This is a genomic window from Oculatella sp. FACHB-28, from assembly GCF_014696015.1.
GTDB lineage: Bacteria > Cyanobacteriota > Cyanobacteriia > Elainellales > Elainellaceae > JAAUTN01.
On sequence record NZ_JACJPJ010000083.1, the window covers coordinates 1 to 25,657 of the forward strand.

Consider the following 25,657-nt stretch of genomic DNA (forward strand, 5'->3'; position numbering starts at 1 on the left):
TCATCGACATGACAGAACAGGGATTCTAGACTAAGCATGGGGCGGTTAGATGAGTTAAAAATTAGGTACTTTCAACTCTATCTATTTCGCCCCTCCTTATCCCGAACTCACGTTATTTAGTGTGAGAACCCTGTCCAGACACAAAACTTTGGCGGACGGTTGAGGAATTGTCCTGGTTATTAGCAAGTTATAAAAACGAGGAAAGGTTAGAAAAAAGAAGGCAGGGCTAAGCCCTGCCTTCTTTTTTCTAACTCAAGTAACTAGCACTATATACAAAGAAACACACGAACTGACAGCACACACGATTCACAGCAAACAAACGGGAAGCCTTGCTCCAGCTAGCTTTGCTTGCTCCAGGCAAGCATGGGTCAAGTTTGCTTCACTCAAATCAGCTCCATATAGTTCAGCTTGGCTCAACCGGGTTTCACTCAAATTAGCGCCTCTCAAATTAGCGCCTCTCAAGTTTGCGCCTGTGAGGTCTTGTTGACTGAGGTTTGCCCCCTGGAGGTTGGCTTCTGTAAGATTGACTGACATTAGGTTTGTGCTTCGCAGATCTGCACCTGCCAAGTCAGCATGGCTCAGATCTAATCCACCCAGGTTGGCTCCATACAAGTTGGCGTTTCGTAGCTTTGCCTGTTTAGAAATTGTCTCCGTCAGATCTGCATGGGTTAAATCGGCTGTTTCCAGGGTGATATCCATCAAATCAGCCCGCCCTAAATTAGCACTTTTTAAGTTTGCACCTGTCAAATTTGCATTTCTCAGGTCAGCCGCCCGCAGGTTTGCCCCTTGAAGATTTGCGCCAACGAGTTTTGCCTGTCTAAGAGTTGCTGCACTGAACCTGGCGTTTTGCAGATTTGCGCCGCTTAAATCAATTCCGATCAGGTTTGTCCAGTTTAAGTTTGCTCCGGTTAGGTCGATTTCTCTAAAGTCTCGTCGTCCCTGCAAATACTGCTGCTTGAAGTCTACGATGTCCACTCAGGTGCCTCCTAAGGGTGAATTGTGTTTGGGCTTTTAACATCGAACCTGCGTATCAAATGACCGAGCATTGCTAAGCACTCACTACTTACAGACCAAAACTGACAGGATTAATGAAGCAAAAACAAGGATGAACTGAGGATTGACCGAGGATAGACCAGCGCTGACTGATGAGTAAATCTACTGTCTGTGTTGCGCGTATTGCGGAGAGTGCAGAGTCAGGATCAATATAGCTTGAGAAAGATTATGCGATTAGAAAGATTTGTGTCGTAAGGGAAAATTTCGTTACAAATAGGAGGGCGATCGCCCCCTCCTAACCCCTATTCCAGATGGGTTTCCTCTACAACATATTTAGCGTAGTGTATGAAATGAATACGCTATAGATAGAGGTTTGACCATCGTGAGCGACGATCAGCTTCTGCTTTTTTCTCCAGAAGATCTGCGCGGCTACCGAAGCTTAGGACGACAGGAAGAGTTTTTAGAAAGGGACTGTGTTGCTTTGCAATCCTGGAAGCAGCGCATCTTTCAATATCAGCAAAAGGTAAAAATCAGCCCTCCGACAGAGCAAGGAACGCTGTTTGATCCGGGAATTACTTCTAGTTCAACCCAGCCTGACCCTGACGGTATTAACCCATTCAACCTGCCGCAACAGAATACAGAATTTTGGCGTTGGAAAGCAGCAGATCAGGGTACGGCAGCTCTCTATTTTGTGATCGATTATGAGCTACCGATTTTGCTCTATGTGGGTGAGACAGTAAAGTCAAATCAACGCTGGAAAGGCGTACACGACTGCAAGCGCTATCTGCTGAATTACCGACAGATTCACTATCAGCATCAACTCACGTCTATGTTAGGTATCGCATTTTGGACCGAAGCACCCGTAGCAACTCGCCCCCGACAGCGGTTAGAGTCGGCTTTGATTTATAAGTGGCGATCGCCCTTCAACAAAGAAAATTGGGATTTTTGGGCAACCCCATTTGTGGGCGGCAAGTAGCTCACTGGCTACTTATTTCCCTTTCTTCAGATTCAAGCACCTGACGTTCTTTTTCAATCTCCAGGGCTTTTTCGAGATTGCTAATGTAAAACTCTACGCGGTGGTCATTGATTGCATCTAAACCTTGCTTAAATACAGCACGGCTAAACCCAATGAGAGAATCAAACCGCCGATAGAGCCAACCGGGTTGTTTAACTAAACCCCCAAAAGCGTTGAAATAGAACGTTGTCCCTAGATGAATATAAATATGTGTAGGATTCCAGGGCAAATAAGGCGGCGGTACGCGAGGCACAATGTCATTGTTGTTGACAAATCGAAAAACTTTTCCTTTTAATGCTCGACCAATTTCATTCACAAACACCAAATCTCCCACGCGGGGCTGCCCAAACGTGTAAACACCCTGGATATTCTTCCGTCCTCGTTTGACTAACGAGGATGCGGCAACGGTTGCTAGTGCGCCACCTAAACTATGTCCGGTGATGAAAATTGGGAAATTAGATTTTCGTCCTGCACCCCAAATTTCAAGCTGTTTTAACACACCTTCTTCTACACTCCGCCATGCTGCTTGGAAACCTCGATGTACCTGACCAATCGGTGGAGTCGTATCTTCATCTAAAGGTTCCATACTTGTGGCAATGGCAAACTTTTCAAAGCGTGTTCTGGCGTTTGTTCTCCAATCTTGTATTTCTTGACTGCCGCGAAAAGCGATGATGACATAATCTTTTGTCTTAAACATAAAAGCCTGGGTGTCTCGCTCACGGTTGTTGAGATATTTAAAGTTTTCTAGGTCTTGAATGCCCCATCGGCGGACACAAATTTCTTTGATATAACTCAAATCTGAGTAAACTAGATTGGCTGCTTTGGCTAAGCTGAGCGCAGTTTGAAGATCAAATTCGTGTAAACCTTTTGACAAGTCAGCGAAGTCAAATTCTTTGTAAGGGGTCGGTAAAATGCGATAACCAAACCGCTCAAAGAGTTTGATTACACCTGAAAAACCATATCTATGAATGTAGGTATAAAGCTGATCATAAAATTTGGAAGCGTCCTGACGTTTATATTCCTGGTCGGCAATAAGTCGAATCCAGTAAATCATCCAGGGGCGAATTTCATCAACAGTGAACATGCCTGATTCAACGAAGTAGCCAAAATGCTCAAGCCCATTTAGCATTTTGTTGAACCAGTCTCTCAGCCCGGTTTCAATGTGATATTGCCGCAGCTTTTTTTTGTATCCTTCTAAGGTTTCTTCATCGACGGTACTTCCCTGTTCTGCGGCATTAACTTTTTGCTGAAGCTGATCGATTTCTTTCTGATAAATTCTGCGGTCTTCGTGGGTTCCTAGTGCCCGACAAAGCAGTTCGTTATTGACCCGAAAAACGATTTTGTCTTCTCCGTTTTTAATTTCGTAATCTCGATATTCCTCAAAGTCCAGAATCTTGAGCGCTTTCCAAATGTCTGGATCTTGCTCAAATTCTTTGACAGTTTTACGTAAAAACTCAATTCGGTACCAGCGTTCGTTTTGGTTGTATCGATAGACACCAAAGCCGATCGCGATCGCCCCTCCAATCAATCCGAGCGCGATCAACCACTGAGTAGCGGGTAGGGATAAGCTTGCTAGGTCAGATTCAGGCAGATCAGGCTCTTGGGCGATCGCCACTTCAATAGGCGCATCACTAGGTAAAGGAGTATTAGACACCACAGAAGCGGCAGGCTGAATCGATGCAAGGGAACTCGTTAAGGATAGTGATGCAACTAGAATCGCAGAAAAAAACTTAACACCCATAGTTCCCTACCCTGAAACAGCTTTTAGATGCTATCAGGGGAAAAGACTTTATCCAGTGTTTTTAAGGTTTAGTTCATGTTAAATAAGATACGAATTTGGAGAATTGTGAAGGGATGACTTTAAGGAGGAATCAGCCTGTTATTGAAGGGTAGACCGAATCAGGTTGAGGCGATCGCTTGAAGTAAAAACTGCAAGGAAATTTCTGTTGAGGTAGCACCAAAGTGTACTCGAACGAGGTCTATGCGTGCGGGTTGGCTGCTTTTAATCTGGTCGTGTTGCCATCCAATATCACTCTGTAGACGTTATGTCATTCTCCTCAGAAACTGTAAGTCCCATCACAGCTCAAAAAACGGTGTCTTGGAAACTGCTGGGATTTTTTATTCTCGTCGTGATTTTTAACCTTTGCCTCAACGCTCAAGTGTTGACGGTGGGATTGGCTTATTTCTATCACCCTGAATGGTGGAAGATTCATGTATGGCTGGTGCGCGGCTACAGCGGCTTGTCTCTCATTTTGTTGGTCTGGGCATATCGCATCACCCTTCCTCGTCGGGTGCAAAGCCTCACTGCCAGTCTGCCAGTTCTGCTGGGATTGCAATTTCTCACCATTCATCTCAAAACGCCGATTCCATTAGCGATCGCCCATCCGCTGATTGGTTTTACCTTATTTTCAGTGTCAACCACGTTAGTGCATCGCGTCAGTCGTTTTCTGTTTCCCAAAGAGGACGAAACTGTATGACACGAACTCACCGTTGCTTTGAATAACAAATCAGGACGAGACGTGATGGACTGGGTGCAGCTTGCAAAAGAGCAAGACTGCACCATTTTGGTGATTACTGATGGCAACTGCATTCTAGACGTAGCCAATCACCTTATTCACAGGGAAGAAGGGCGGCTAACTCAATATTGCAATTCAATGTATTGCAATCCAATGACAACTCTGTAGTAGGTGCCGGTTTACCGAACAAAAGGTGGGACAAGCCACACTCATGGAGCTCATATATTCCCATGCTACTATATGACTAGTCATATATAGGACAGCAAGAAACCATCTCGTCTTTAGGAGTTAAAGGTATGACCGTGCAAGCTGGAGTGCTACGAACCGTTGCTGGAATCATCAACAGCGTTGAAACGCTAGAAGGGGAAGGCTTCCTGGTGCGTCGTCCTTTTCCCAAAAGTAGCTTTTCAGCATTTGATCCCTTTCTCCTGCTAGATGAATTGGGTCCAATTCACCTGAAGCCGGGTCAAGCAAAAGGCGCACCCGACCACCCCCATCGCGGCTTTGAAACGGTTAGCTACATCTTGGACGGGCGCTTGCAACACAAAGACTCTGAAGGACACGCTGGACTGCTCAATTCGGGTGATGTGCAGTGGATGACAGCAGGCGCAGGAGTCGTCCATTCTGAAATGCCAGAGGCAGAATTTATCCGCACAGGAGGACGGCTTCACGGACTTCAACTGTGGGTTAACCTGCCTCAACGTGACAAGATGATTGCACCTCGCTATCAGGAAATTCCAGCAGCGCAAATTCCGGTTGCTCAAACTCTAGACGGGTCTGTAACGGTGCGGGTAATTGCCGGAGAAGCGCTAGGTGCAAAAGCGGTGATTGAGACGCGCACGCCGATTATCTATTTACACTACACCCTGCAACCGGGTGCCGCGATCGCCCAACCTGTGCCCCAGGAATACAACGCTTTTGCCTATGTCTTGGACGGTTCTGGACTGTTTGGAACCGAGCAAGAACCTGGAACTGATGGGCAAATGGTGATCTTTGCTCAGGATGGAGACGAGGTGGCGATCGCCAACCCTGCTCATGCTGAACAACCCCTCGATCTGCTGCTCATCGCTGGAGTTCCCCTCAACGAGCCAGTGGTGCGCTACGGCCCGTTTGTGATGAATACCGAAGCTGAAATTTCGCAAGCAATTGAAGATTATCGAAACGGAAGGATGGGACGAATTCATGTCTAACACACTGCAACAACGCATCAACCAGCATCAACTCCTCAGCACACTGCGAATTAAGTTGTTACGCCTGCATAAACTGTTGCTCAATACCGAGCGCAGAACTTATGAGCAAATACAAGGACAAATTTCTGGTGGCGAACTGCTACAACTGGTGATCAATCACGAACAGTTTGCCTGGTTGCACCGACTCTCAGAACTGGTTGTGCAGATTGATGAGCTGCTTCATGCAGATGAACCCGTTACAGCAGAGGCGATCGCCACTCTCATGTCAGACACGCGGACTTTGCTTACCCCCAACGAATTGGGAGATCATTTCGCGATGAGATATGACGCAGCGCTTCAGCGCAACCCGGATGTCGTGTTAGCTCACGCTGATGTCGTCATGTTGCTAGCGAGCTAATACCCATTTCAAACAACAGGGCTATATATGAAGGGGCATCCCGCCGCGCGGGATGCCCCTTCATATATTTGGAGAGAACGTAGGCTTCTTTGGCGTACTTTAGGAGTTTTTAACCTCCACCACCCCTCGAAACATGTTCATACCACAGGTGAACTCATATCGACCCGGTTTGTCTGGTGTAAACTCGATTGCTGTCGTCCGGTTAAGGGGAAGATCTTGAGCAATGCGGAAATCAGGAAAGCGCACTTCCTCAAGGCAGCTACTGGGGTCTTTGCGATCAAAATTTAGCCGCACGAGTTGACCTGCTTTCACCACAATTTGGCTCGGTTCATAACCGCCATCAACAGTCACAGTGACTTCCTGAACCCCTCCTTGGGCTGTAGCTTGGCGTGATTTTGGTTTGCTTAAGAGAAACCACCATAGCTCCAACCCAATCAATCCTAAACCGCTTGCGGTCACGGCTCCCTTGAGCCACAGGGGTTGTTCAATACGTTGAAAGTCTCCATGCTCTGTAGCCCCATGCTCTCCGGACGGCATTTCCTCATGAGACATTTGGGCGATCGCCCCATCAGAAGTCAATCCCAGCAACATTAGAGATGTTGCAATAACACTTAAAGCTATTGAGCGATTAACCATTTGAACGCCTCCTATATTGCCCCTGCGATCTGCCCTGAAATCTCCACCGTTACCCAATTAACCATGACTCGTTGCCTTAAAGTTTCGAAGCCTCAAAGCATTCGTCACCACTGAAACCGAGCTAAACGCCATTGCCGCACCCGCAATAATCGGACTGAGTAACCAACCAAAAACGGGGTAAAGGATACCTGCGGCAATTGGAATTCCGGCAACGTTGTAGATGAATGCAAAAAACAAGTTTTGTTTGATGTTGCGAATGGTGGCACGACTGAGTTGAATTGCTGTAACAATGCCCTGCAAGTCACCCGAAATCAGAGTAATGTCGCTGGCGGCGATCGCCACATCAGTTCCCGTTCCAATAGCGACTCCGACATCCGCTTGAGCCAGAGCAGGTGCATCGTTAATGCCATCACCCACCATTGCCACAACTCGACCTTCTGACTGAATCGATTCAACGGTTGCCGCTTTTTGGTCGGGACGTACTTCAGCAAAGATACGCTGAATCCCAACTTCACGGGCAATTACATTGGCTGTTCGCTGGTTGTCTCCAGTCAGCATCACCACTTCTAAACCCATTTTTTGCAAAGTGCGAATGGCGTTAGCAGAAGAGGGTTTTACTGCATCAGCAATGCCCATGATGCCCTCGACTTTCCCATCTACCGCAATCCAGATTACGGTTTTGCCGAGATACTCCAGTCGCTCCCAGTGTTGTTGTAATGAGTTCGTTGCAATCCCTAACTCATTCATCCAACGGTGTGTGCCAATCTGCACCCATCGGTCAGACACATAACCCTGCACACCACTACCTGCGATCGCCTCAAACTCTTGGGCATTGGCTAACTCAATCCCCTGAGATTGGGCATATTGCACCACAGCTTCTGCTAAAGGATGTTCTGAGTTACGTTCAACGGATGCAGCTAGACGCAGTAGTTTTAACTCATTCCCATTTGCTGTCCCATTCACCGTTATGTAGTCGGTTACGGTGGGCTTACCTTGTGTAATGGTGCCTGTTTTATCAAGTACGATCGTTTGCAGCTTATGGGCTAGTTCCAGACTTTCGGCTCCTTTGATCAGAATGCCGTTCTCTGCTCCTTTCCCCGTACCCACCATAATAGAGGTTGGCGTCGCAAGACCCAGCGCACATGGACAGGCAATAATCAGCACTCCAACTGTTGTAATCAATGCCATCGTCACATTGCCCATGACGTTAAACCAGATGACAAAAGTGAGAATGGCGATCGCAATCACTGCTGGCACAAACCATCCCGTCACCTGGTCTGCCAACCGCTGAATTGGCGCTTTCGACCCCTGCGCCTGCTGCACCAGTTTTACAATCTGCGCCAGGAAAGTATCCTTACCGACTCGCGTTGCCCGAAACTTAAAGCTGCCTGTTTTGTTGATAGTGGCTCCTATCACTTCATCCCCAGGCTGCTTTTTCACAGGCACACTTTCACCCGTCACCATTGCCTCATCAATTGTGGAAGCGCCCTCCACAATTTGGCCATCCACCGGAATTTTTTCACCAGGGCGAACGAAGATAACATCGCCCAAAACCACTTCAGCGATCGGAATATCGAGCTCGCGACCGTTGCGAATCACTCGTGCTGTCTTCGCCTGCAGCCCCATTAGCTTCCGCATTGCTTCTGAGGTCTGTCCTTTTGCCCGGTTCTCCAGGAGTCGCCCCAATAGAAGCAAGGCAATGATTACTGCCGCTGCTTCAAAATACACATCGGGCTGAAGTCCCTGAGCAATAAACCATTGGGGTAGAAGCGTAGGGAATAAAGAGTAGAGATAAGCTGTTCCCGTCCCCACCGCAACCAATGTATCCATCGTTGCGGTGTGTCGCTTCAACGCTTTCCAGGCATTCACAAAGAACGATCGCCCTGCCCAAAATAGTACTGGGGCAGTTAGCACAAGCTGAAGCCAGGGATGATGCAGCCACATGGGAACAAAGGGAATCGGTAAACCTGTCATGGCAGGCAACGACCCAATCACCAGAACAGCGCTGACGATGCCACTAAACCAGACTCGGCGGGTGAGTTTGCGGTTTTCCGCTTGGCGTTCTTGCCGTTCGGCATCATCTTCGGGTGCTAACACATCCTCTTGCATGGGCAGAGCTGCATATCCCGCTGCATCAACCGCACCCTGAATGGTAGATATATCCGTTTTGCCTGGATCATAAGTGACGGTCGCTTGCTCAGCCCCAAAATTTACGTTGCATGCCTCGACTCCAGGCACAGAACGAATGGCATCTTCAACGTTGCTAGCGCAGGAGGCACAACTCATGCCTCGCAGCCTCAAGTTTGCTGTATCCATGACGGATTCCCTCGATTCTTCAAAAGATTGAAGTAAATTAGTTCCTGGTTGTGGTTCAGCCAGTGAACGGATTTTGCCTACGCCACTGTGTAGCCTGCATCGGCGATCGCTTGTTTCACCGCTGTTTCTGATTGCTGCGTTTCAACTTTGACCTGCTTTGTCTTGGGGTCAGCCTGAACTGTAGCCGCAGGGTCGATCGCCTTGATTGCCTTAGTGATGGTGTCGCTGCAAGCAGAGCAAGCCATATTGGGAACTTGAAGTTCGAGAGCCATGATGTAAATCCTTGAACAGTGTTCGACTACATCCATGATGAACTCTCCAGTACACTAGACAGTCAAGGGGGTAAATAGAAATTTTTGTTTAACGTTCAACCCGATCTCCAGCTCTGTCCCTAGTAGGGATGAGCATGAATCTGCAAAGATGGGATGCATTACTAACCCGAGGATGCAACATTTATTCTTCCGTGACTTTGCCTCGCGCCGCCTTGATCTGACTACGTTTGGTTTTGCGATCTAAACGCTTTCTCTGGGAGCTTCGGGTAGGCTTGCTAGGTTTGCGAGGTTTTGGTAAGACGATCGCACTCTTGATTAAAGCTTGCAGCCGTTGCAAAGCTTCTTCCCGGTTTTGCTCCTGGCTGCGGTGTTCCTGAGCTTTGAGGACAATCACTCCTTCTTTGGTTATGCGCTGGTCATTCAGCTTCAACAATCGCTCCTTGTAGCGTTCGGGCAGTGAAGAAGCCCCAATATCAAAGCGCAGATGAATCGCCGTTGCTACTTTATTAACGTTTTGCCCACCCGCCCCTTGCGATCGCACCGCACTCATCTCAATCTCATGCTCTGGAATACTCACCGTATTAGAAATTTGCAGCATGATTACCAGTTTAATGCAGAACAATTAATCATTTTCCTGGGCAGGCGTTAAGTGAGTTTATCCGAGTCAAATCTACTCCAGCATAAAGTACTAGGTTTAGTATTGGTTCCCTCCAGAGTTGAAGATTGTTCAAGCCCCAGACTTACTTCCAGAGCAATTGCATTGTATTATCTAGGACGAGCAATTTAACTTTCCAAAAGAGCGTTTTCCCACTCATTCAGCGTTACTGTAGTACCCAATAATCAACGAATCAAATAAAAATGTTGAATATATTTTGTATTCTATTAATCTGCGCTCAACTGCATTTTCTCTTTAGCATCTTTACGGTTGGTTTGGCGTTTCAATCCTGGCTTAATCGAATTTGGCCATCGACGACTTTAACCCAGACATCCTATAGTTCTCTATTGTTGCCTATTGCTTTAGCCCTTTACTGGAATGCAGCCCAATTTTATATTTTCTATAGCACGGGACTGCTATCCTCAAAATACATTCTGGCTCTTAAATATTCGCTTGATATTCTGATAGTTATAACTGCACTTACCTTAAACTACTCCTACACCCGCAACATACTTCGTCAGGTAAAGGCTGTCATAACTCGAAAAGCAACCTGGTGCTTAGGCATTGTTGCTCTCGCTATAGGATTAGCTTCCTTCTACTACTTTCCTTATGCTTTTGATAATGCTCAACTGAGTTGGACACAATATTTGATTAGACCAGAGATTTCATTCTGGGAGTCCAATAATTACGGACAAATTGGCTATTCATCTCTTATCTACTATGTGGGAAATCTGTTCAGTCATATTCCTCTAACGACCGTTTCTAGTGCCTTTAAGCCAGCTCTGTTCATTTTAATTCTCCTGTGTTGTTTCTACATCTTTGAACAGCTTTGCTACAAACCCCTATGGCTCTTTTCAGCTCTTTATTTCTTTATTCTATTTTTTAGCGCTTTTGGTCAATGGGGTGCTTTTGTTACAGGAAAACCATCAATCTACGGAGTCATATTTAGCATGGTTTTCTTTGCATCGTTTCTTAAACCTTTCAGAGAAATAAAATTTTACGAGGCAAATTTATACTTCTCCGTAGCTGCTTTTAGTGGCGTGATCACTATACCTTATATGGCTATGTTCAGTGTATTCTTGTTTTTTACTTCTACTGAAAAGAATACTCTGATCAGAAAATTTCGCAATCTGGAAATTGTTGCTCTCTTTCCTCTTTTTATTGCAGCCTCATACGCTACATCCTTATCTCGGGTATCGGTTGCTATTAGTTTATTGGTCTTTCTATTAATAATGAGCGTTGCAACAAAAATCGATTTTGATTCCGTTAAAAATCATCGAGTTTTTAATAGTAGATTTCTAATGCAAGGAACGGCTTTTCTTCCATTAGTTGGAATGATTGCTAGCTATTTCCTCATGCCAGCAACTCTTATACCGGATGGCAGGTCACCTTTCCCGTTGGATGGAACTACAACACTTGCTGAATATTTTCTTTATCAAGATAAAAGGATTGCGCCAGTAGTGATTATTCTTGGAGTAATCAGTGCTATTGTACTACCCTTTATAGTTAGCCGAAAAGACAGCTTTGGAATCCAGGCTCTTTGCATTTGGCCCATTGCTACAATCGTGGCTGTTTTAGTTGTCGTGCATCTTAACATTCCTCTTCCTCTCCACCCAGCTATATTTTGGAATGTGATTAAGGATGTTGTTCAGTGGTACGGAGGTCCACTCTTTGGATTGTTAATGCTCTTGGCTATTCTCCAAACCTTTTTTCTCTTTAAGAAGCGTTTGAGAGAAGCGAGATTACTACCTGAAAACAAAGAAAATAAGATTGTGCAGTTTGTAGGAGTTTTTCTTCTAACTGCTATTTTGTTGGGACATAGTGGATATTTTCAAAGAACACTGGCTTATCAACTGCCAACTTACACTTCTATCGGTGGACATCGTGATCGGAATCTTGCACTTTTAGCTGAACACATATGGAGCCGACCCGGAGTTAAAACATTTGTAATGACAGACAATTCCCGTTATTCCTACCCTAACGGAGTACTTAGACACTTTGGCTCATCCCCACAACGCTTAAATCAGGACACAAACAACTGGTCAAAGAGATTGGAAGAGGAGCAGGAATTTTGGATGCTCATTAACACTCCGTATACTGACACTTTCTTCACATGGTTAGATCGACAAAAAGGATCTTCTGAGTACATAATGCCTTTAACTCACAACAAGTACCATTTATTCTTCATCAAGTTAGATCAGCGCGGAGAAAGTGTGCTGCCCCAATTTGTACAGAGAAATTATGAACTTGGGACTTGGGTAAAGTTTGGCATTGGCGGAGATGGATGGATGTATGATTCTTTTGGTTGGACAGAGCCAGGGAGTTGGGGAAGCTGGACTGTAGGCAATGAAGCTTTGCTGACAATGGCACTTGATAAGTCAAGCTCGTCAAGTGATATCCTACTTTCAGCAAAGACTAGAGCTTTTATCCGTGACGTTCATCCAAGACTGGATGTAGATGTGATTGTCAATGGCGAACAGGTTGCTCAATGGGAGTTTGTCCATGGGCAGGCTGACGATGGAACGAGAACAGCCATATTGCCTGCAAGTTTGGTGAACAAGCAAAGCCCACTTCAAATCACTTTTAGCATTCCTAATGCTAAATCTCTTGCCGAACTTGGTCTTGGTGGCGATCAGCGTCAGTTTGGTCTTGGAATGCGTGAGTTGCGTTTAAGTGAGATTAATAGCTCACAGTAGGAACAGTTTTTGTTGAAAGGATTGAGTTGTCTTAATCATAAGCAAAAGCTAACAGCGACATCTCAATCCTCATATAACCCTGAGCGTAGTAGAACCAACCGCTCACCCAAGTGGGGTCATCTGCAAAAGCAAAAAAGTTCTCCCCTGTTGCTTCTATCCAGTTTTCAAGGGGAAATGTTTGCAGATCTGGTGGCAGATTAACTACGTGGCTTTAGTTCAGCCTTAGCTGAGAAACTCACGCGGATCGGTGACATATCCAGTCAGGGCAGAAGCCGCAGCCGTATAGGGAGACGCAAGGTAAACTTGTGATTGCTTGTTACCCATCCGTCCAGGGAAGTTGCGGTTAGTGGTGGAGACACAAACTTCTGGCTCGTTCATTCGCCCAAACGTATCTTTTGGACCACCCAGGCAAGCGGCACAGGACGGAGCCGCAGGTTCGATACAGCCTGCTGCTAGAAGAATTTCGGACAGAGTTTGTCCGTCATACTTCATGGTAAACAGGTCTTCGTACACTTTTTGGGTGGCAGGCACGATGTAAGTCGGCACTTTCACTTGATGCCCTTTAAGGATTTGAGCAGCGTGGAGGAAGTCGGAGGTTTTTCCACCTGTGCAGGAGCCAATGTAAACGCGATCGATTTTGACATCACTGCACTCCCGCGCTAGCGCCCGATTGTCGGGAGAATGGGGTTTGGCGACGACGGGTTCAAGCTGAGTGACATCATAGTGGCGATCGCTATAGAGCAGAGCATCCGCATCACTGTAAACTGCTTCAAAGGGTTTATCGGTGCGACTACGAACATACTCAAAGGTGGTTTCGTCGGGTGCAATCACACCATTTTTGCCGCCTGCCTCAATCACCATGTTGCACAGCGTCATCCGCTCTTCCATCGTCATGGCTTCGACAGCGGTTCCAGCGAATTCCATCGTCCGATAGGTTGCGCCTGCAACGCTAATGTCGCCGATGATTTGCAGAATTAAGTCCTTTGCTAACAGGTAATTGGGCATCTCACCATCCAGCACAAACCGCATTGTTGCCGGAACTTTGATCAGCAGCTTGCCCGTACCCAAAATAAAGCCCGCGTCGGTGTTGCCAATACCCGTTGCGAATTGCCCAAATGCGCCTGCATTGCAAGTGTGAGAATCCGTGCCAAACATCACTTCACCGGGGCGAGTGTGTCCTTCTTGCGCTAGGGCAACATGGCAAACGCCCTTGTAATCTGGGTTCGCTTTGAAGTTGGAGCGATCGGTAATGTCATAGAAATACTTGATATTCTGCTCGTGAGCAAAGTCGCGCAAAATATCAACGTTCCGGTTCGCCCGTTCGTCTGCGGTAAAGATGTAGTGGTCAGGAATCAGGACGATCTTTTCGGAATCCCAAACTTTAGCATCGGCTCCAAACTCGCGCTTAAACACGCCGATCGTGCCCGGTCCGCAAACGTCATGGGTCATCAGCAGGTCAACATTCACCCAAATGTTGTCTCCTGGCTCAACCCCAGCCCGACCAGAAGCCCGCGCCAAAATCTTTTCAGTCAGGGTCATCCCCATAGCGATCGCCTTCTCCTAAAGATAGACTTTAAATTCTATGCTAACCGACGCTATAGCATCTCAGCCCTTGTCAGGAGAATGTTGCTCAGATGTTGCAGGGAAGTCTATTGAGTGGTGTCCACTCACCAGAAGTACTTTGAATAGCTACATACATCTCATAACTAGAAGACTACATATTCTCTCAGGCACCTGAAGGGAGTTTACCGAGAGAGTCCATTTTTACGCTTAGCGGTTGGCAAGGTTATTCCAAAGGTTGGGTCGGTCACCTGTTGTGGAGATTTGATGAAATCTTGCTGAAACTATAGAAGTTAGTTGATAAATCAAGGCAAGTTTCTTGCTGGTTAGTTTTATTTATGACTTATCATGTGAAAAACCAAAATTGTCTCTAGACAGCACAAAGGCAGCTTTGAAGAGGCGAGGAAACATGACTTCGGTATGGAATGGACAAACTGCCATCATTCGGACAGAACGTGGGTTAACCATCGCGGGTACACGTATCACTCTCTACGATGTGATGGATTTCTTGAAAGCGCAGTATCCCTCTAAATTAATCCGCGACAAACTAAATCTCACAGACACACAGATCAATGCTGCTTTGGCTTACCTTGAAACAAACCGCACTCAAGTAGAGAGCGAATACCAGGAAGCTTTGCATGTCAGAGAAGAGATTCGCCAGTATTGGGAAGAACGAAACCGCGAACACTTTGCCAAGACTGCTACGGTAGCCCACAAGCCTGGGCAAGAAGCTCTTTGGGCAAAGCTTGAGGAGCAGAAAGCTAAACGCACCTCGCAGAGGATATGACGTTCCTGGTTGATTACAATCTTGACGGGTATGCTTTGACTTTTCTCGGACTTCTAACCAAACAAGGTTGGCTTGAGTTCTTACCTATTCGTTTTTTGACATTTGCAGAAGTTGGCTTACCTGTGGATGCCAGCGATCGCACCGTTTGGCGTTATGCTCAAGCCAATCAAATGATGATTCTCACCGCTAACCGCAACATGAAGGGCAAAGATTCATTAGAGCAAGTAATACGGGCGGAAAATTCAGCAGATTCATTTCCTGTTGTTACCATTGGGGATCTCAGCCGCCTTGACGAGTTTGACTATCGGGAGCAATGTGTTGAACGTCTAGTCGAGATTCTGCTTGAAGTTGAAAACTATATGGGAGCCGGACGGCTATTCATTCCATAAAGCTTTAGATTTCAAAGAATTTAGGAGGGCCCCTTCAAACTTGAATAATATGCAGTCCGGAAAACGCTACTGGTTTCGGGATACCTTAAAAATTCGAGGATCGGTTATTCCGGCAGTGCTGCCTCGCACACTGATCTGCGGGCTGTTTGGGTTACTGGTTTCGCTATTACACCAGTTTGGAGTGCCCGTTTCTCTGCCTGCCCTGGCCAGCATCATTCCGAATATTGTGCTGGGCTTGATGCTCGTATTTCGCACTAACACAGCCTATGAACGATTTTGGGAAGGGCGAAAGCTGTGGGGTGGTCTAGTCAACGCAACTCGCAATTTGGCGCGGCAAATTTGGGTGAGCGTGTTGGAAAAGGATGGGGGCGATCGCCCATCTAAAGAAACAGCGTTGAAATTACTGGTCGCATTTGCGGTTGCAACCAAGCTGCACCTGCGCCAGGAGCCTGTGAACCAGGAGTTGAAAGACCTGATTTCTCCGTCCCGCTATTTCACGCTGAAATCGATGAACAATCCACCTCTGGAGGTGGCGTTTTGGATTAGTGACTATTTACAGCAGCAGCATGAGCGCGATCGCCTGAACATTCACCAGCTCACCTCCATGCAGCAACTCTTAAATTTAATGGTTGATAATCTGGGAGGCTGTGAGCGAATTCTAAAAACGCCGATGCCTCTCGCGTATGCTATTCATCTCAGGCAATTACTGTTAATTTACTGTCTAAGTTTACCGTTTCAATTAATTGGTGATTTGGGTTGGTGGACGGGTTCAATTGTTGCCTTAATTAGCTTTACTTTGTTTGGCATTGAAGAGATTGGAATTGAAATTGAAAATCCCTTTGGTCGTGATGCTAATGACCTACCGCTTGATGCCATTTGTGAAACCATGCAGCGCAACATAAATGACTTAATATCGCTATCCCCCAGTGGGGCAAACCTTTTGACTGACCCGGAAATCCAACAGGATTCCTAAAGCACAGATATCCCAACTCTCGAGCTATGCTAGGTCAACATAGACTAGCGGACATCTTTGTTGTTCACTAGCCAAGTTATTTAAAGTGTGGGGTTTCAGATTCATGAGGGTTCTGCTGCTTTATCCATTGTTTCCTAAAACCTTTTGGTCATACGAAAAGATTTTAGAATTGGTCAATCGTAAGGTTTTGCTGCCACCTCTGGGTTTAGTGACCGTAGCAGCAATCTTGCCTCAAGAATGGGAGTTTAAGCTAGTAGACCGCAACGTCCGGGCAGTCACAGAGGCAGAGTGGGAATGGGCTGAGGTTGTAGTCATCTCTGCGATGATTGTGCAGAAGCAAGACTTGCTCGACCAGATTCGGGAGGCAAAGCGGCGCGGCAAACGGGTTGCGGTGGGCGGACCTTACCCCACGTCTGTACCAGAGGAACCGTTAGCTGCCGGAGCAGATTACCTGATTCTGGACGAGGGCGAGATTACGCTGCCGATGTTCGTTGAGGCGATCCAGCGGGGCGAATCACAGGGTATTTTCCGCACAAATGAGAAACCCGATGTGACGGCCACACCCGTTCCTCGGTTTGACTTGCTGGAGTTTGCCGCTTATGACTCCATGTCGGTGCAGTTTTCGCGGGGATGCCCGTTTCAGTGTGAGTTCTGCGACATCATTGTCCTCTATGGACGAAAGCCCCGCACCAAGACGCCCGCTCAGTTGTTGCAAGAGTTGGATTACCTGTATGAACTCGGATGGCGGCGCAGCGTGTTTATGGTAGATGACAACTTCATCGGCAATAAGCGCAACGTTAAGCTATTTCTTAAAGAACTGAAAGTCTGGCAGGCGAAACACCAGTATCCTTTCGCCTTCAACACAGAAGCATCCGTTGACTTAGCGCAGGATGATGAGTTGATGGAGCTGATGGTCGATTGCTTTTTTAATGCGGTGTTCTTGGGCATTGAAACGCCAGACGAAGACAGTTTGGCAATGACCAAGAAGTTTCAGAATACGCGCAGTTCACTTGCCGAATCAGTGGAGATCATTACTAAGGCAGGTTTACGGGTAATGGCAGGATTTATCATCGGGTTTGATGGGGAGAAGAAGGGAGCGGGCGATCGCATCGTTCGCTTTACCGAGCAAACCACCATTCCCACCACCACCTTTGCCATGCTGCAAGCACTGCCCAACACGGCGCTATGGCATCGTTTGGAGAAGGAAGGGCGACTCCGAGCAGGCAAAGACGGCAACATCAACCAGACTACTCTGATGAACTTCGTCCCAACGCGTCCGCTCGAAGATATTGCCAGAGAATATGTCGATGCCTTCTGGCGGATCTACGAACCCAAAACCTATCTCGATCGCACCTATCGCCACTTCCTCATGCTGGGTGCTCCCCGCTGCAAACCTCCCGCCAAGTTGCCGAGTTGGATTGACCTTCGAGCATTGCTCACGGTTTGCTGGCGGCAGGGCATCAAGCGCGACACTCGCTGGATGTTCTGGCATCACCTGTTTGGCATTCTCAAACACAATCCCGGTGTGTTTGAACACTACCTCGCTGTCTGTGCCCACAACGAACATTTTCTGGAATATCGCCAAATCGTCAAGGATGAGATCGAGGCGCAACTTCAGGAATTCTTTGCAGAAGAAGCACGTTTACAGCCCAGCAAAAATTCGCAAGCAGATGAGAAAACGGTAGAAGCACTCGTGTAATTCTGCATCTACTCATTCCCAAGTCCAGCTTGGGAATGAGTAACTTTCAGGCTTATTTTGTGGGATGGGCATCTTGCCTGTCCAATAAGCAGGCAAGATGCCTGCTCCACATAAAACAAAGGTTTCAAGCAGACCAATTACTCGTTCCTAGGTTCTATAGCTATATGCATACAGCTATAGAAAGCCATACCAAATCCGTTTGTGGAGTAGCGGCGACGGTAGGGGCGAAGCATTCGGTCCCAATCTCTGCCACTGAAGCACAATTCTTTTGCCGAATGCTTCGCCCGTACACCCAATAGTGCTCTTTTACGAAACGGGTTCCGTATAAATCGGTTTTGTCACGATTCCAAAAACAAAAAGGGAGGGGCTTTTAGCCCCTCCCTTTTCTCGTTGTAACCCTATGTCATGTTATTAATCAACCAATGACCTGATCAGTTACTCAATTCCCTCAATCCGATCTTCGACTTCCTGGTAGAGTTCGCGCAACAGGTTGAGGTTGTTTTCGCTGGTTTCCCAGTAGCCGCGACCGTTGACTTCCAACAGCGTCGTGACAATCTTGCGGAAAGAGTGAGGGTTGAGGTTCATTAGCCGCTTTCGCATTTCCTCATCCTGGATAAACGTCGCGTTGGTGTCTTCGTAAATCCAGTTATCGACAGCTCCAGCGGTGGCTGACCAGCCCATGGTGTTCACCAGTCGCTTTGATAGCTCCCGCACGCCTTCATAGCCGTGATTCAGCATTCCCTCGTACCATTTGGGGTTGAGCAATTTGGTACGGGCATCGAGCCGCACGGTTTCCGACAGGGTGCGAACCTGAGCGTTGGCGGTGGTGGTGTCCGCAATGTAAGAAGCGGGTGTCGTACCGTCGCTGCGCAGGCTTGACACAACCTTGGTGGGGTCAGAGTCAAAGTAGTGGGAAACGTCGGTAAGCGAAATCTCGGAGGAGTCGAGGTTTTGGAAGGTGACATCGACCGTTTTCAACGCCGTCTCGAAGATTTCCCGCGACTGATCCATCATGCCGGGGTTGTCGGAGTTAAAGGCGAAGGATTTCCGCGCCAGGTACATATCCTGAAGCTCTGACTCGCTTTCCCAGGTGCTATTCTCCACGGCTAGGTTGACGTTTGCCGCATAGGAACCGGAGGCATTAGAGAAGACGCGGGTAGCTGCCTGTCTCAGGTTAATTCCCAGGTCGTCGGCTTGCTTCAGTGCGTGTTTGCGGACGAAGTTCATCTCCAAAGGTTCGTCTGCTTCGGCGGCCATTTTGACGGCGCGATCGAGCAAATTCATTTGGTTGATGAACAGGTCACGGAATACGCCGGAGCAGTTCACAACTACGTCAACCCGGGGGCGCTTGAGTTCTGACAGGGGAATTAGCTCTAGCTTATTCACCCGTCCCAGCGAGTCGGGCACGGGGCGAACGCCCAGCAGCAGCATTACCTGTGCCAGAGATTCACCGTAGGTCTTGATGTTGTCGGTACCCCAGAGAACGAAGGCGATCGTTTCAGGATAGCGTCCGCCATTCTCAGCTTTCTGCCGTGCGAGTAGGCGATCGACCACAATTTGCGCTGCCTGAACGGCCGCTGTGGTGGGAATCGACTGGGGATCGAGGGCGTGAATATTCTTGCCAGTGGGCAGCACATCCGGGTTACGAATCGGGTCGCCGCCCGGTCCAGGTAGCACATATTCGCCTTCTAACGCTTGAAGCAGTGCTCCCAGTTCGTTATCAGCCACAATTTGCTTGAGGCAAAATTCCAGATATTCAAACAGCGGCTTGATTGCTTCAGGATCAACCTTGGGATAGCCTGACTCTTGCAGTGACTCGATCCAGGGTACCTTTTTGCCCATGTTGAAGAAGTTGAGCTTGGCGACTCTGGACACGCGCCCATCTGCGTCGATCTGCTCTTTCACCAGGGATGCGACTGCGATTCGGGTTGCCTGGTTGATGTCATAGAGCAACTGCACGTCTTCTAAAACGCCGCGATCGCTCTTCTTGTAAATGTCATCCAGGTCACGCCCAATGCTGTTGGCAATAATCCGAGGCAGTCCGAGAATGTCGTCTTCGGGGCGATCGAGGCTGGCGATGTTGACCAGGGTGGCGATCGCTTCCTCTGCCGTTGGCGGTTTGCCAATTACGTGTAGACCGCAGGGCAACAGCCGCGACTCGATCTCCATGAGTCGAATGTAGACCTTGCCGACCAATGTATCCCGTTCCTCGGAGGATAGGTCTTTTGCGTCTTGCTCTGGCAGATCGATGTCCTTGTCCAGATTGACGATGCGGCACTTATCCACAATCGCATTCACGATCGGAACGCCGCGCCCTGTATCCTTCAGCGTTTGGTAAGAGGCAATCAGTTCGCTCAGTTCTTTCAAGCCTTTGTATAGCCCAGCATTTTCAGCCGGAGGCGTGAGATAGCTGATCGTTTCGGCATAGCTGCGTCGCTTGGCGATTGTGGCCTCAGATGGGTTATTCGCCGCGTAGTAATACAAGTTGGGGATTGTGCCAATCAAGCTGTCGGGGTAGCATTCGCCCGACATGCCCATCTGCTTACCGGGCATGAATTCTAGAGAGCCGTGTGTGCCGAAGTGCAGCACTGCATCTGCTTTCCAAATGTGTTCCAGGTAAGTGTAGTAGGCAGCGAATCCGTGATGGGGGCTGGCAGAGCGGGAGAACAACAGCCGCATCGGGTCGCCCTCATAGCCAAACGTAGGCTGAATGCCGATGAATACGTTGCCGAACTGCTTCCCGTAAACCAGCAAATCCTGTCCGTCTGTGTTGAGATGTCCAGGAGGTGGCCCCCAGGATTCGTGCAGCCGCTCGGAGTAGGGGGTTAGGGTTTCATACTCTGGCACGGACATGCGGTAAGCAACATTCAGTTCAGGGCTGCTGTACTGCGCCTGCGCGTCGTGAATTACAGCCTGCATTAGCGCTTCCGATGAGTCAGGCAAATCCTGCACGTCATAGCCGTTGTGCTTGAGAGCCTGCATTGCTTCAAAGATGGAGCCAAACACATCCAGGTAAGCGGCTGTGCCAACGTTGCCTTTGTCGGGCGGGAAGCTGAAGACGGTGATCGCCACTTTCTTTTGGACTTTGGGCTTGCGTCGCAAGGTTGCCCATTTCATGGCGCGTTGGGCGATGGCTTCGATCCGATCTTGAAGGGCGATCGCCTTACCCGTTGTGCCATCCCGTCCAGAGAGAATAATCGGCTCGATCGCCCCATCCAGTTCAGGAATCGCAATTTGCAGCGCTACCTGAATCGGATGCAGACCCAAATCGCTGTCCTGCCATTCCTCCGTTGTTTGGAAAACCAGAGGCAGCGCCACCATATAGGGACGGTTCAACCGCTTCAGCGCATCGATCGCCTTGGGGTGATCCTGTCGGGCTGGGCCACCAACTAGAGCAAAGCCAGTCAAGGAAATGACAACATCAATGAGGGGCTTAGAGGCTGCGGATTGGGCAGAGCGTCCAGATTCCCAGAAGTAGGCATCGACGGGTTTTGAGAAGTCCAAGCCGCCCGCAAAGACAGGGATCACCCGTGCGCCCATGCACTCCAATTCCTGAATCATGGCAACGTAGTGAGCATCGTCGCCCGTGACCAGGTGAGTTCGCTGAAGTACCAGACCGACGCAAGGAGCCAGAGGATCTTTAAGGTCGGCAGAAATGTCTTTGCGAGAACTGTACCAGTTAAGATATTCCTTCACATCCTCAAACATGGAAGGCGCTAGCGGGTGCCAGATGCCCATATCGGGATAGGTGACAGGATCGCGGTACTGGAGCGTCGTTCCCTTTGTTTCGGCACTGCTGACATACTTGTCGGTCAGCATCAGCAAGAAGTTTTCCAGGTTGTCGGCAGAGCCACCCAGCCAATACTGGAAGCTGAGCATAAAGTTACGAGCATCCTGCGCTTTGTCCATCGGCAGGTACTTCAGTACCTTGGGCAGGGTTTGCAGCAGTTTCAACATGCCGTCCTGGAAGCCAGATCCCGACTTTTCCTTGCGCTTTCGCATGAACTGGGCAATCGCACTCTTCGACTGACCCAACTGAGCCATCGAAAAGCTGCCCATTTTGTTCAGGCGCATTACCTGCGGCATCGAGGGGAAAACCACGGCCACATCCAGGCGATCGCGGTGCGGCTCAACCGCTGCGACAACCTTGTCTGCCAAGTCTTCAATGAAAATGAGAGAAGCAATAAAGATATTTGCCTGGGCGACATCTTGCTGGAACGCCTCGTAATTTTCGGGGCTGCGAAGTTCTTCCAGCAGATAGCCGCTAATTTCAATTGCCAGGTTGGGATTGTTGCGATTGATGGCGTTGACGGCTGCCGACAGTGAACTTTGATACTGCGGCTCTAGCACGACATAGACCACCTTGATCAGCGATCGCCCTTGAAGCTGCTCAGGCACGATATGTCTGATGGTGGGCTTGACGTGAGTGAACATGCGGGTAGGCTCCTTCTCAAAAGCGGGTCAGTACTCAGCGATTAGCCATAAAACTTAGCGATTAGCGGCTGCAACGAGCGGCCGGAGGCACTCAATCCGCTGAACACAGAGGTAAAGTTTACAGCCTGTAACAGCGGCGAACCAACAGCATGTTGCTAAACGCTAAGTAGTGTCTCAAGAGATTTTTATCAGAAAACCCTTACCCAATGGCAGATCTACCTCCTATCTGACACAATTCGATAAAAACTCCGAGATATTTATTTACAATAGTTGACACCTCTAAAAGTATTTGCTTTCATGTTTATGAATAAGTGTAAAGCTTGCTTCTGGTAATTCTCTAAGACTGTCTCTCGGCAAGCGCCAGAAGATTTAGTTTCAGATATTTGTAAGATTAGAAATAGAGATTCAAGCTTTGTTTTTTAACTAGAGTTTAGAAATTCGCTTTTGAAGAATTTCGTTAGATGGAGCTTTGGAGAATCCTGCCTCTAGGCTTGTGCAGAGCGATCGCACCCTTTCCTAATTTTCACTCATTGAAATTGTTTTGACTGTTGAGATTTGCGACTTCTCAAGGAAGCCGAAAATTTTACGTTTCTTGTTTAAAACTGCTCTAGCTAGGCTAGGCGATCGCCCCTTCCCGCTCCACCACCAAACCAGCAGACGTAGCTAACAGCAATTGAGAAGCGATCGCTCTTTTTCTACGCAGATGGGTGCTTCTGGGTTAGCGATCGCCCTTACTCAAGATCACCAAAGCCTTATCAATCTCCCAAACCTTAATCGCTCTAAGCGCTATAAGAATGGTCTTAAGCAGCGCAACCTCATCCTCTGAAAGTGTGACCATAACTTTTGCCCCCTGCAATCGTTAATTCCAGCTTGAAGTCACATGCCCTCTGTAGGCTACTGCCTACGAGAGAATTACACAGGCTTTTAGCCATCCGTTTATAAGTGCCCAAAAGAGACGATCAGCAACAACTCAGAGCAACAGTGGATAAGGACGTTTACAACGTCCTAAAACGTCTTGCGAGTGTCAGAGGGATAACATTGAGCCAGGTAGTCTCTGAGGAGATCGATCGCTACTTGGAATCGGAGGATATTAAATCAGGAAATTCAGTATCACAAGCTAGATGACTCCGTAGAGGATTGAGGACTCTCGGGTTTAAGTTCCGTGGACTAGTTTGAGCCTGCAACATGAGAGAATTTCTGATGAGGTGGTTAGTTGAAATCCGTGACGTTGTTGCAGATAAGCGCTTTTTAAGCGATCTACTTGAAAAGCTAAACGTCACACTGTACGTAGAAGATAACAAAACTTACCTCATTAGTAAGCGATTTGAACTGCTGTCAACAAGCTCTGAGGTCCTGAGATTAACTAAGCAAATATGCACTGTTGTATCTGAGGTGAGTAATGACTTTCCAGATGCTAGGATAAATCTCAAATTAGGGGACTTGTACGAACAACGGGAAGATGGTTCCCGGTGCCAACATGTTTTCCGCTCTTCATCAACACCAGTAATAACGTTGTCAATACAGTCTGGAAGAGTAACCCCAGTAAGAGGGATTTCAGAAGAAGCAAAGGCTAAGTTGAGAGCAGAGCGACTGGAGCATGAATACCAGGTGAAATTAGCTCTAGTCTCACATCGCATTATCTCGGCTTTCCACAATGAACATGCTCTAAAAGTTCATCGTCTCTTACAACAGGAGCTAACCCCGATACAGATGCATCGCATCTATGAGTTAATGAGAAATGAGCTTGGAGAGAAGTTAAACGACTTAGCTTCTAAGAAAAATTGGGACAGATTCACTCACTCAGTAAACCATCCAGGAGTATTTGGGGATGAATCAAGACACATGGTTTCCAACAAGGAACCACCTGCAAAACCAATGTATTTAGAAGAGGCTCAAAATTTTATCTCAAAAGCTGCTAACTTATGGTTTCATCAGATAGCTGATAGATTGGGTTGAGCTTGAAAAATTCAAAAGCAGAAAGATTTACTTAATAGCTTTCATGCTTTAATCAAACCTTTCAAAACTGCGAATATTATTGGTTGATTACTGTGTGAATTAAGCGAGCGCTTGAAAAAATATAAAGAGAATTAGCTGATGAAAAATTCGGAATTTAAAAATAAAGTTTTGCAGGAAATCGAGCATATTCCAGAAAACAGGCTTGTAGAACTGTACGACGTGATTCATACTTTCAGGCTTCAGGCAGAACTCGGTAGTTCTGAGCCTGGATCAATCATGAAATTCGCAGGCTGCTGGAGTGATCTTCCAAACGAAATTTACACAGAATTTCTTGACGATATTTCCTTGCGTCGCCAGCAAGCATTCTCCAGAAGGCGAAATCGTGAAACCAGTTCTAGTTGATACTGATATTCTATCTCTCTTTTTCCGGGGTAATCCGGCTGTTGTTTCTCGCTTTCAAGAATACCTAAGTGAGCATCAGCAGATTAACTTGAGCATCATCACCTACTACGAAATTCTTAGCGGCTTGAAGCATCGCGATGCTCAAAAGCAACTTTCCTTATTCCTGGGATTTGTTGCTCAAAATACTCTTTTACATTTGACCCAAGAGTCTGTGACGCTCTCGGCAAACTTCTATGCAACCTTGCGTCTTAGTGGAACTCCTGTAGATGACATTGATCTCCTAATTGCTGGTGTTGCGGTTGCTAATGATCTTGTTCTCATCACTCACAATCAGCGTCATTTCAACCGGATCGAAGGTTTAGAATGGCAAGACTGGAACTCCTCATGATGTTTTGGCTGATAGCTGTAGCGAGACTAATTGGGTGTCGCTTTATTGTGACAGTGTGAAACCGATCAATTATTGTTGAATTGGTTGCAATGAGTTCAAAAAATTACCCTTATGAACCTTTGCAAGTTTTTTGAAAGAACGCTTAAAATTATCAGAATCTTCAATCGAGAAGGGAGGTGAGCCAGTCACGCACTTCTCGATTGAAGATTCGATTTGAAGATTCCGTAGCCAATGTATCCTTCAAAACTTTAGACATTGCCAGGTCGTAAGTAACGTCAATTCGGCTTAAGCAAACGCAGGCAGAGCAGTGTCAATGAGCAGGGAGGGCTTCTTGGGTTGGTGGCAGTAGGCGATCAAGCCACAGACTAAGTTTACCAGGCAGT

At 47.5% G+C, this 25,657-nt stretch carries 21 protein-coding genes and 1 pseudogene; 13 read left to right on the plus strand and 9 right to left on the minus strand.

The window, feature by feature from the left end:
• Nucleotides 1-306: 306 nt before the first annotated feature.
• A complete protein-coding gene (locus H6F88_RS20190) occupies nt 307-975 on the minus strand; it encodes a pentapeptide repeat-containing protein (RefSeq protein WP_190644529.1) in 669 nt (222 codons plus the stop codon).
• A gap of 439 nt (nt 976-1,414) precedes the next feature.
• On the opposite strand from H6F88_RS20190, the gene H6F88_RS20195 reads away from it, so the two are divergent.
• Nucleotides 1,415-1,969 carry a GIY-YIG nuclease family protein gene (locus H6F88_RS20195; protein WP_347277717.1) on the plus strand — a complete coding sequence of 185 codons (555 nt, stop codon included), beginning with the start codon at nt 1,415-1,417 and terminating at the stop codon, nt 1,967-1,969.
• Between the two features lies 1 nt (nt 1,970).
• Here the strand turns inward: H6F88_RS20195 and H6F88_RS20200 are convergent, their stop codons facing one another.
• Nucleotides 1,971-3,749, minus strand: coding sequence for a lipase family protein (locus tag H6F88_RS20200; protein WP_190644531.1), 1,779 nt, complete (start codon nt 3,747-3,749; stop codon nt 1,971-1,973).
• Nucleotides 3,750-4,053: 304 nt separating this feature from the next.
• Here H6F88_RS20200 and H6F88_RS20205 point away from each other — a divergent pair, with 304 nt between their 5' ends.
• From H6F88_RS20205 to H6F88_RS20220, 4 genes are all read left to right on the plus strand, one after another.
• A complete protein-coding gene (locus H6F88_RS20205; protein ID WP_242050627.1) occupies nt 4,054-4,485 on the plus strand; it encodes a DUF6220 domain-containing protein in 432 nt (143 codons plus the stop codon).
• Nucleotides 4,486-4,503: 18 nt separating this feature from the next.
• Nucleotides 4,504-4,692 carry a hypothetical protein gene (locus H6F88_RS20210; RefSeq protein WP_190644532.1) on the plus strand — a complete coding sequence of 63 codons (189 nt, stop codon included), beginning with the start codon at nt 4,504-4,506 and terminating at the stop codon, nt 4,690-4,692.
• Nucleotides 4,693-4,820: 128 nt separating this feature from the next.
• Complete coding sequence (locus H6F88_RS20215; protein ID WP_190644533.1) at nt 4,821-5,714, plus strand: pirin family protein; 894 nt, start codon at nt 4,821-4,823, stop codon at nt 5,712-5,714.
• Nucleotides 5,707-6,111: a hypothetical protein gene (locus H6F88_RS20220; RefSeq protein ID WP_190644534.1), complete on the plus strand. Its 405-nt coding sequence runs from the start codon at nt 5,707-5,709 to the stop codon at nt 6,109-6,111. The genes H6F88_RS20215 and H6F88_RS20220 overlap by 8 nt, the downstream gene beginning before the upstream one ends.
• Nucleotides 6,112-6,210: 99 nt before the next feature.
• Here the strand turns inward: H6F88_RS20220 and H6F88_RS20225 are convergent, their stop codons facing one another.
• The 4 genes from H6F88_RS20225 to arfB form a co-directional block, all read right to left on the minus strand.
• Complete coding sequence (locus tag H6F88_RS20225; RefSeq protein ID WP_190644535.1) at nt 6,211-6,747, minus strand: cupredoxin domain-containing protein; 537 nt, start codon at nt 6,745-6,747, stop codon at nt 6,211-6,213.
• A gap of 57 nt (nt 6,748-6,804) precedes the next feature.
• Nucleotides 6,805-9,063 carry a heavy metal translocating P-type ATPase gene (locus tag H6F88_RS20230; RefSeq protein WP_190644536.1) on the minus strand — a complete coding sequence of 753 codons (2,259 nt, stop codon included), beginning with the start codon at nt 9,061-9,063 and terminating at the stop codon, nt 6,805-6,807.
• Between the two features lie 77 nt (nt 9,064-9,140).
• Entirely contained in the window at nt 9,141-9,335 is a 195-nt protein-coding gene (locus H6F88_RS20235; RefSeq protein ID WP_190644537.1) for a heavy-metal-associated domain-containing protein, read from the minus strand.
• 181 nt (nt 9,336-9,516) lie between these two features.
• Nucleotides 9,517-9,933 carry an alternative ribosome rescue aminoacyl-tRNA hydrolase ArfB gene (arfB, locus tag H6F88_RS20240; protein WP_190644538.1) on the minus strand — a complete coding sequence of 139 codons (417 nt, stop codon included), beginning with the start codon at nt 9,931-9,933 and terminating at the stop codon, nt 9,517-9,519.
• 407 nt (nt 9,934-10,340) lie between these two features.
• Between arfB and H6F88_RS20245 the strand changes: the two genes are divergently transcribed.
• Nucleotides 10,341-12,686, plus strand: coding sequence for a hypothetical protein (locus tag H6F88_RS20245; protein ID WP_206756459.1), 2,346 nt, complete (start codon nt 10,341-10,343; stop codon nt 12,684-12,686).
• 222 nt (nt 12,687-12,908) lie between these two features.
• Here H6F88_RS20245 and H6F88_RS20250 read toward each other — a convergent pair whose 3' ends face one another.
• Complete coding sequence (locus H6F88_RS20250) at nt 12,909-14,231, minus strand: 3-isopropylmalate dehydratase large subunit (protein ID WP_190644540.1); 1,323 nt, start codon at nt 14,229-14,231, stop codon at nt 12,909-12,911.
• Nucleotides 14,232-14,655: 424 nt separating this feature from the next.
• On the opposite strand from H6F88_RS20250, the gene H6F88_RS20255 reads away from it, so the two are divergent.
• The 4 genes from H6F88_RS20255 (at nt 14,656) to H6F88_RS20270 (ending at nt 18,094) form a co-directional block, all read left to right on the plus strand.
• Nucleotides 14,656-15,033, plus strand: coding sequence for a DUF433 domain-containing protein (locus H6F88_RS20255; RefSeq protein WP_190644541.1), 378 nt, complete (start codon nt 14,656-14,658; stop codon nt 15,031-15,033).
• Nucleotides 15,030-15,422 carry a DUF5615 family PIN-like protein gene (locus H6F88_RS20260; protein ID WP_190644542.1) on the plus strand — a complete coding sequence of 131 codons (393 nt, stop codon included), beginning with the start codon at nt 15,030-15,032 and terminating at the stop codon, nt 15,420-15,422. The genes H6F88_RS20255 and H6F88_RS20260 overlap by 4 nt, the downstream gene beginning before the upstream one ends.
• 49 nt (nt 15,423-15,471) lie before the next feature.
• On the plus strand, nt 15,472-16,395 hold the full coding sequence (locus H6F88_RS20265; protein WP_190644543.1) for a bestrophin family ion channel: 924 nt from the start codon (nt 15,472-15,474) through the stop codon (nt 16,393-16,395).
• A gap of 103 nt (nt 16,396-16,498) precedes the next feature.
• Complete coding sequence (locus tag H6F88_RS20270) at nt 16,499-18,094, plus strand: B12-binding domain-containing radical SAM protein (protein ID WP_190644544.1); 1,596 nt, start codon at nt 16,499-16,501, stop codon at nt 18,092-18,094.
• A gap of 435 nt (nt 18,095-18,529) precedes the next feature.
• Here the strand turns inward: H6F88_RS20270 and H6F88_RS20275 are convergent, their stop codons facing one another.
• Nucleotides 18,530-22,528 carry a magnesium chelatase subunit H gene (locus tag H6F88_RS20275; protein WP_190644545.1) on the minus strand — a complete coding sequence of 1,333 codons (3,999 nt, stop codon included), beginning with the start codon at nt 22,526-22,528 and terminating at the stop codon, nt 18,530-18,532.
• Between the two features lie 1,185 nt (nt 22,529-23,713).
• On the opposite strand from H6F88_RS20275, the gene H6F88_RS20280 reads away from it, so the two are divergent.
• The 3 genes from H6F88_RS20280 (at nt 23,714) to H6F88_RS20290 (ending at nt 25,274) form a co-directional block, all read left to right on the plus strand.
• Nucleotides 23,714-24,484 (plus strand): hypothetical protein, encoded by a 771-nt coding sequence (locus tag H6F88_RS20280; protein ID WP_206756460.1) that lies wholly within the window; start codon nt 23,714-23,716, stop codon nt 24,482-24,484.
• Nucleotides 24,485-24,622: 138 nt separating this feature from the next.
• Entirely contained in the window at nt 24,623-24,886 is a 264-nt protein-coding gene (locus H6F88_RS20285) for a hypothetical protein (protein WP_190644547.1), read from the plus strand.
• Entirely contained in the window at nt 24,867-25,274 is a 408-nt protein-coding gene (locus tag H6F88_RS20290; RefSeq protein WP_190644548.1) for a type II toxin-antitoxin system VapC family toxin, read from the plus strand. The genes H6F88_RS20285 and H6F88_RS20290 overlap by 20 nt, the downstream gene beginning before the upstream one ends.
• A gap of 285 nt (nt 25,275-25,559) precedes the next feature.
• Here the strand turns inward: H6F88_RS20290 and H6F88_RS33485 are convergent.
• Nucleotides 25,560-25,657, minus strand: a pseudogene (locus H6F88_RS33485) (IS982 family transposase); the annotation flags it as partial.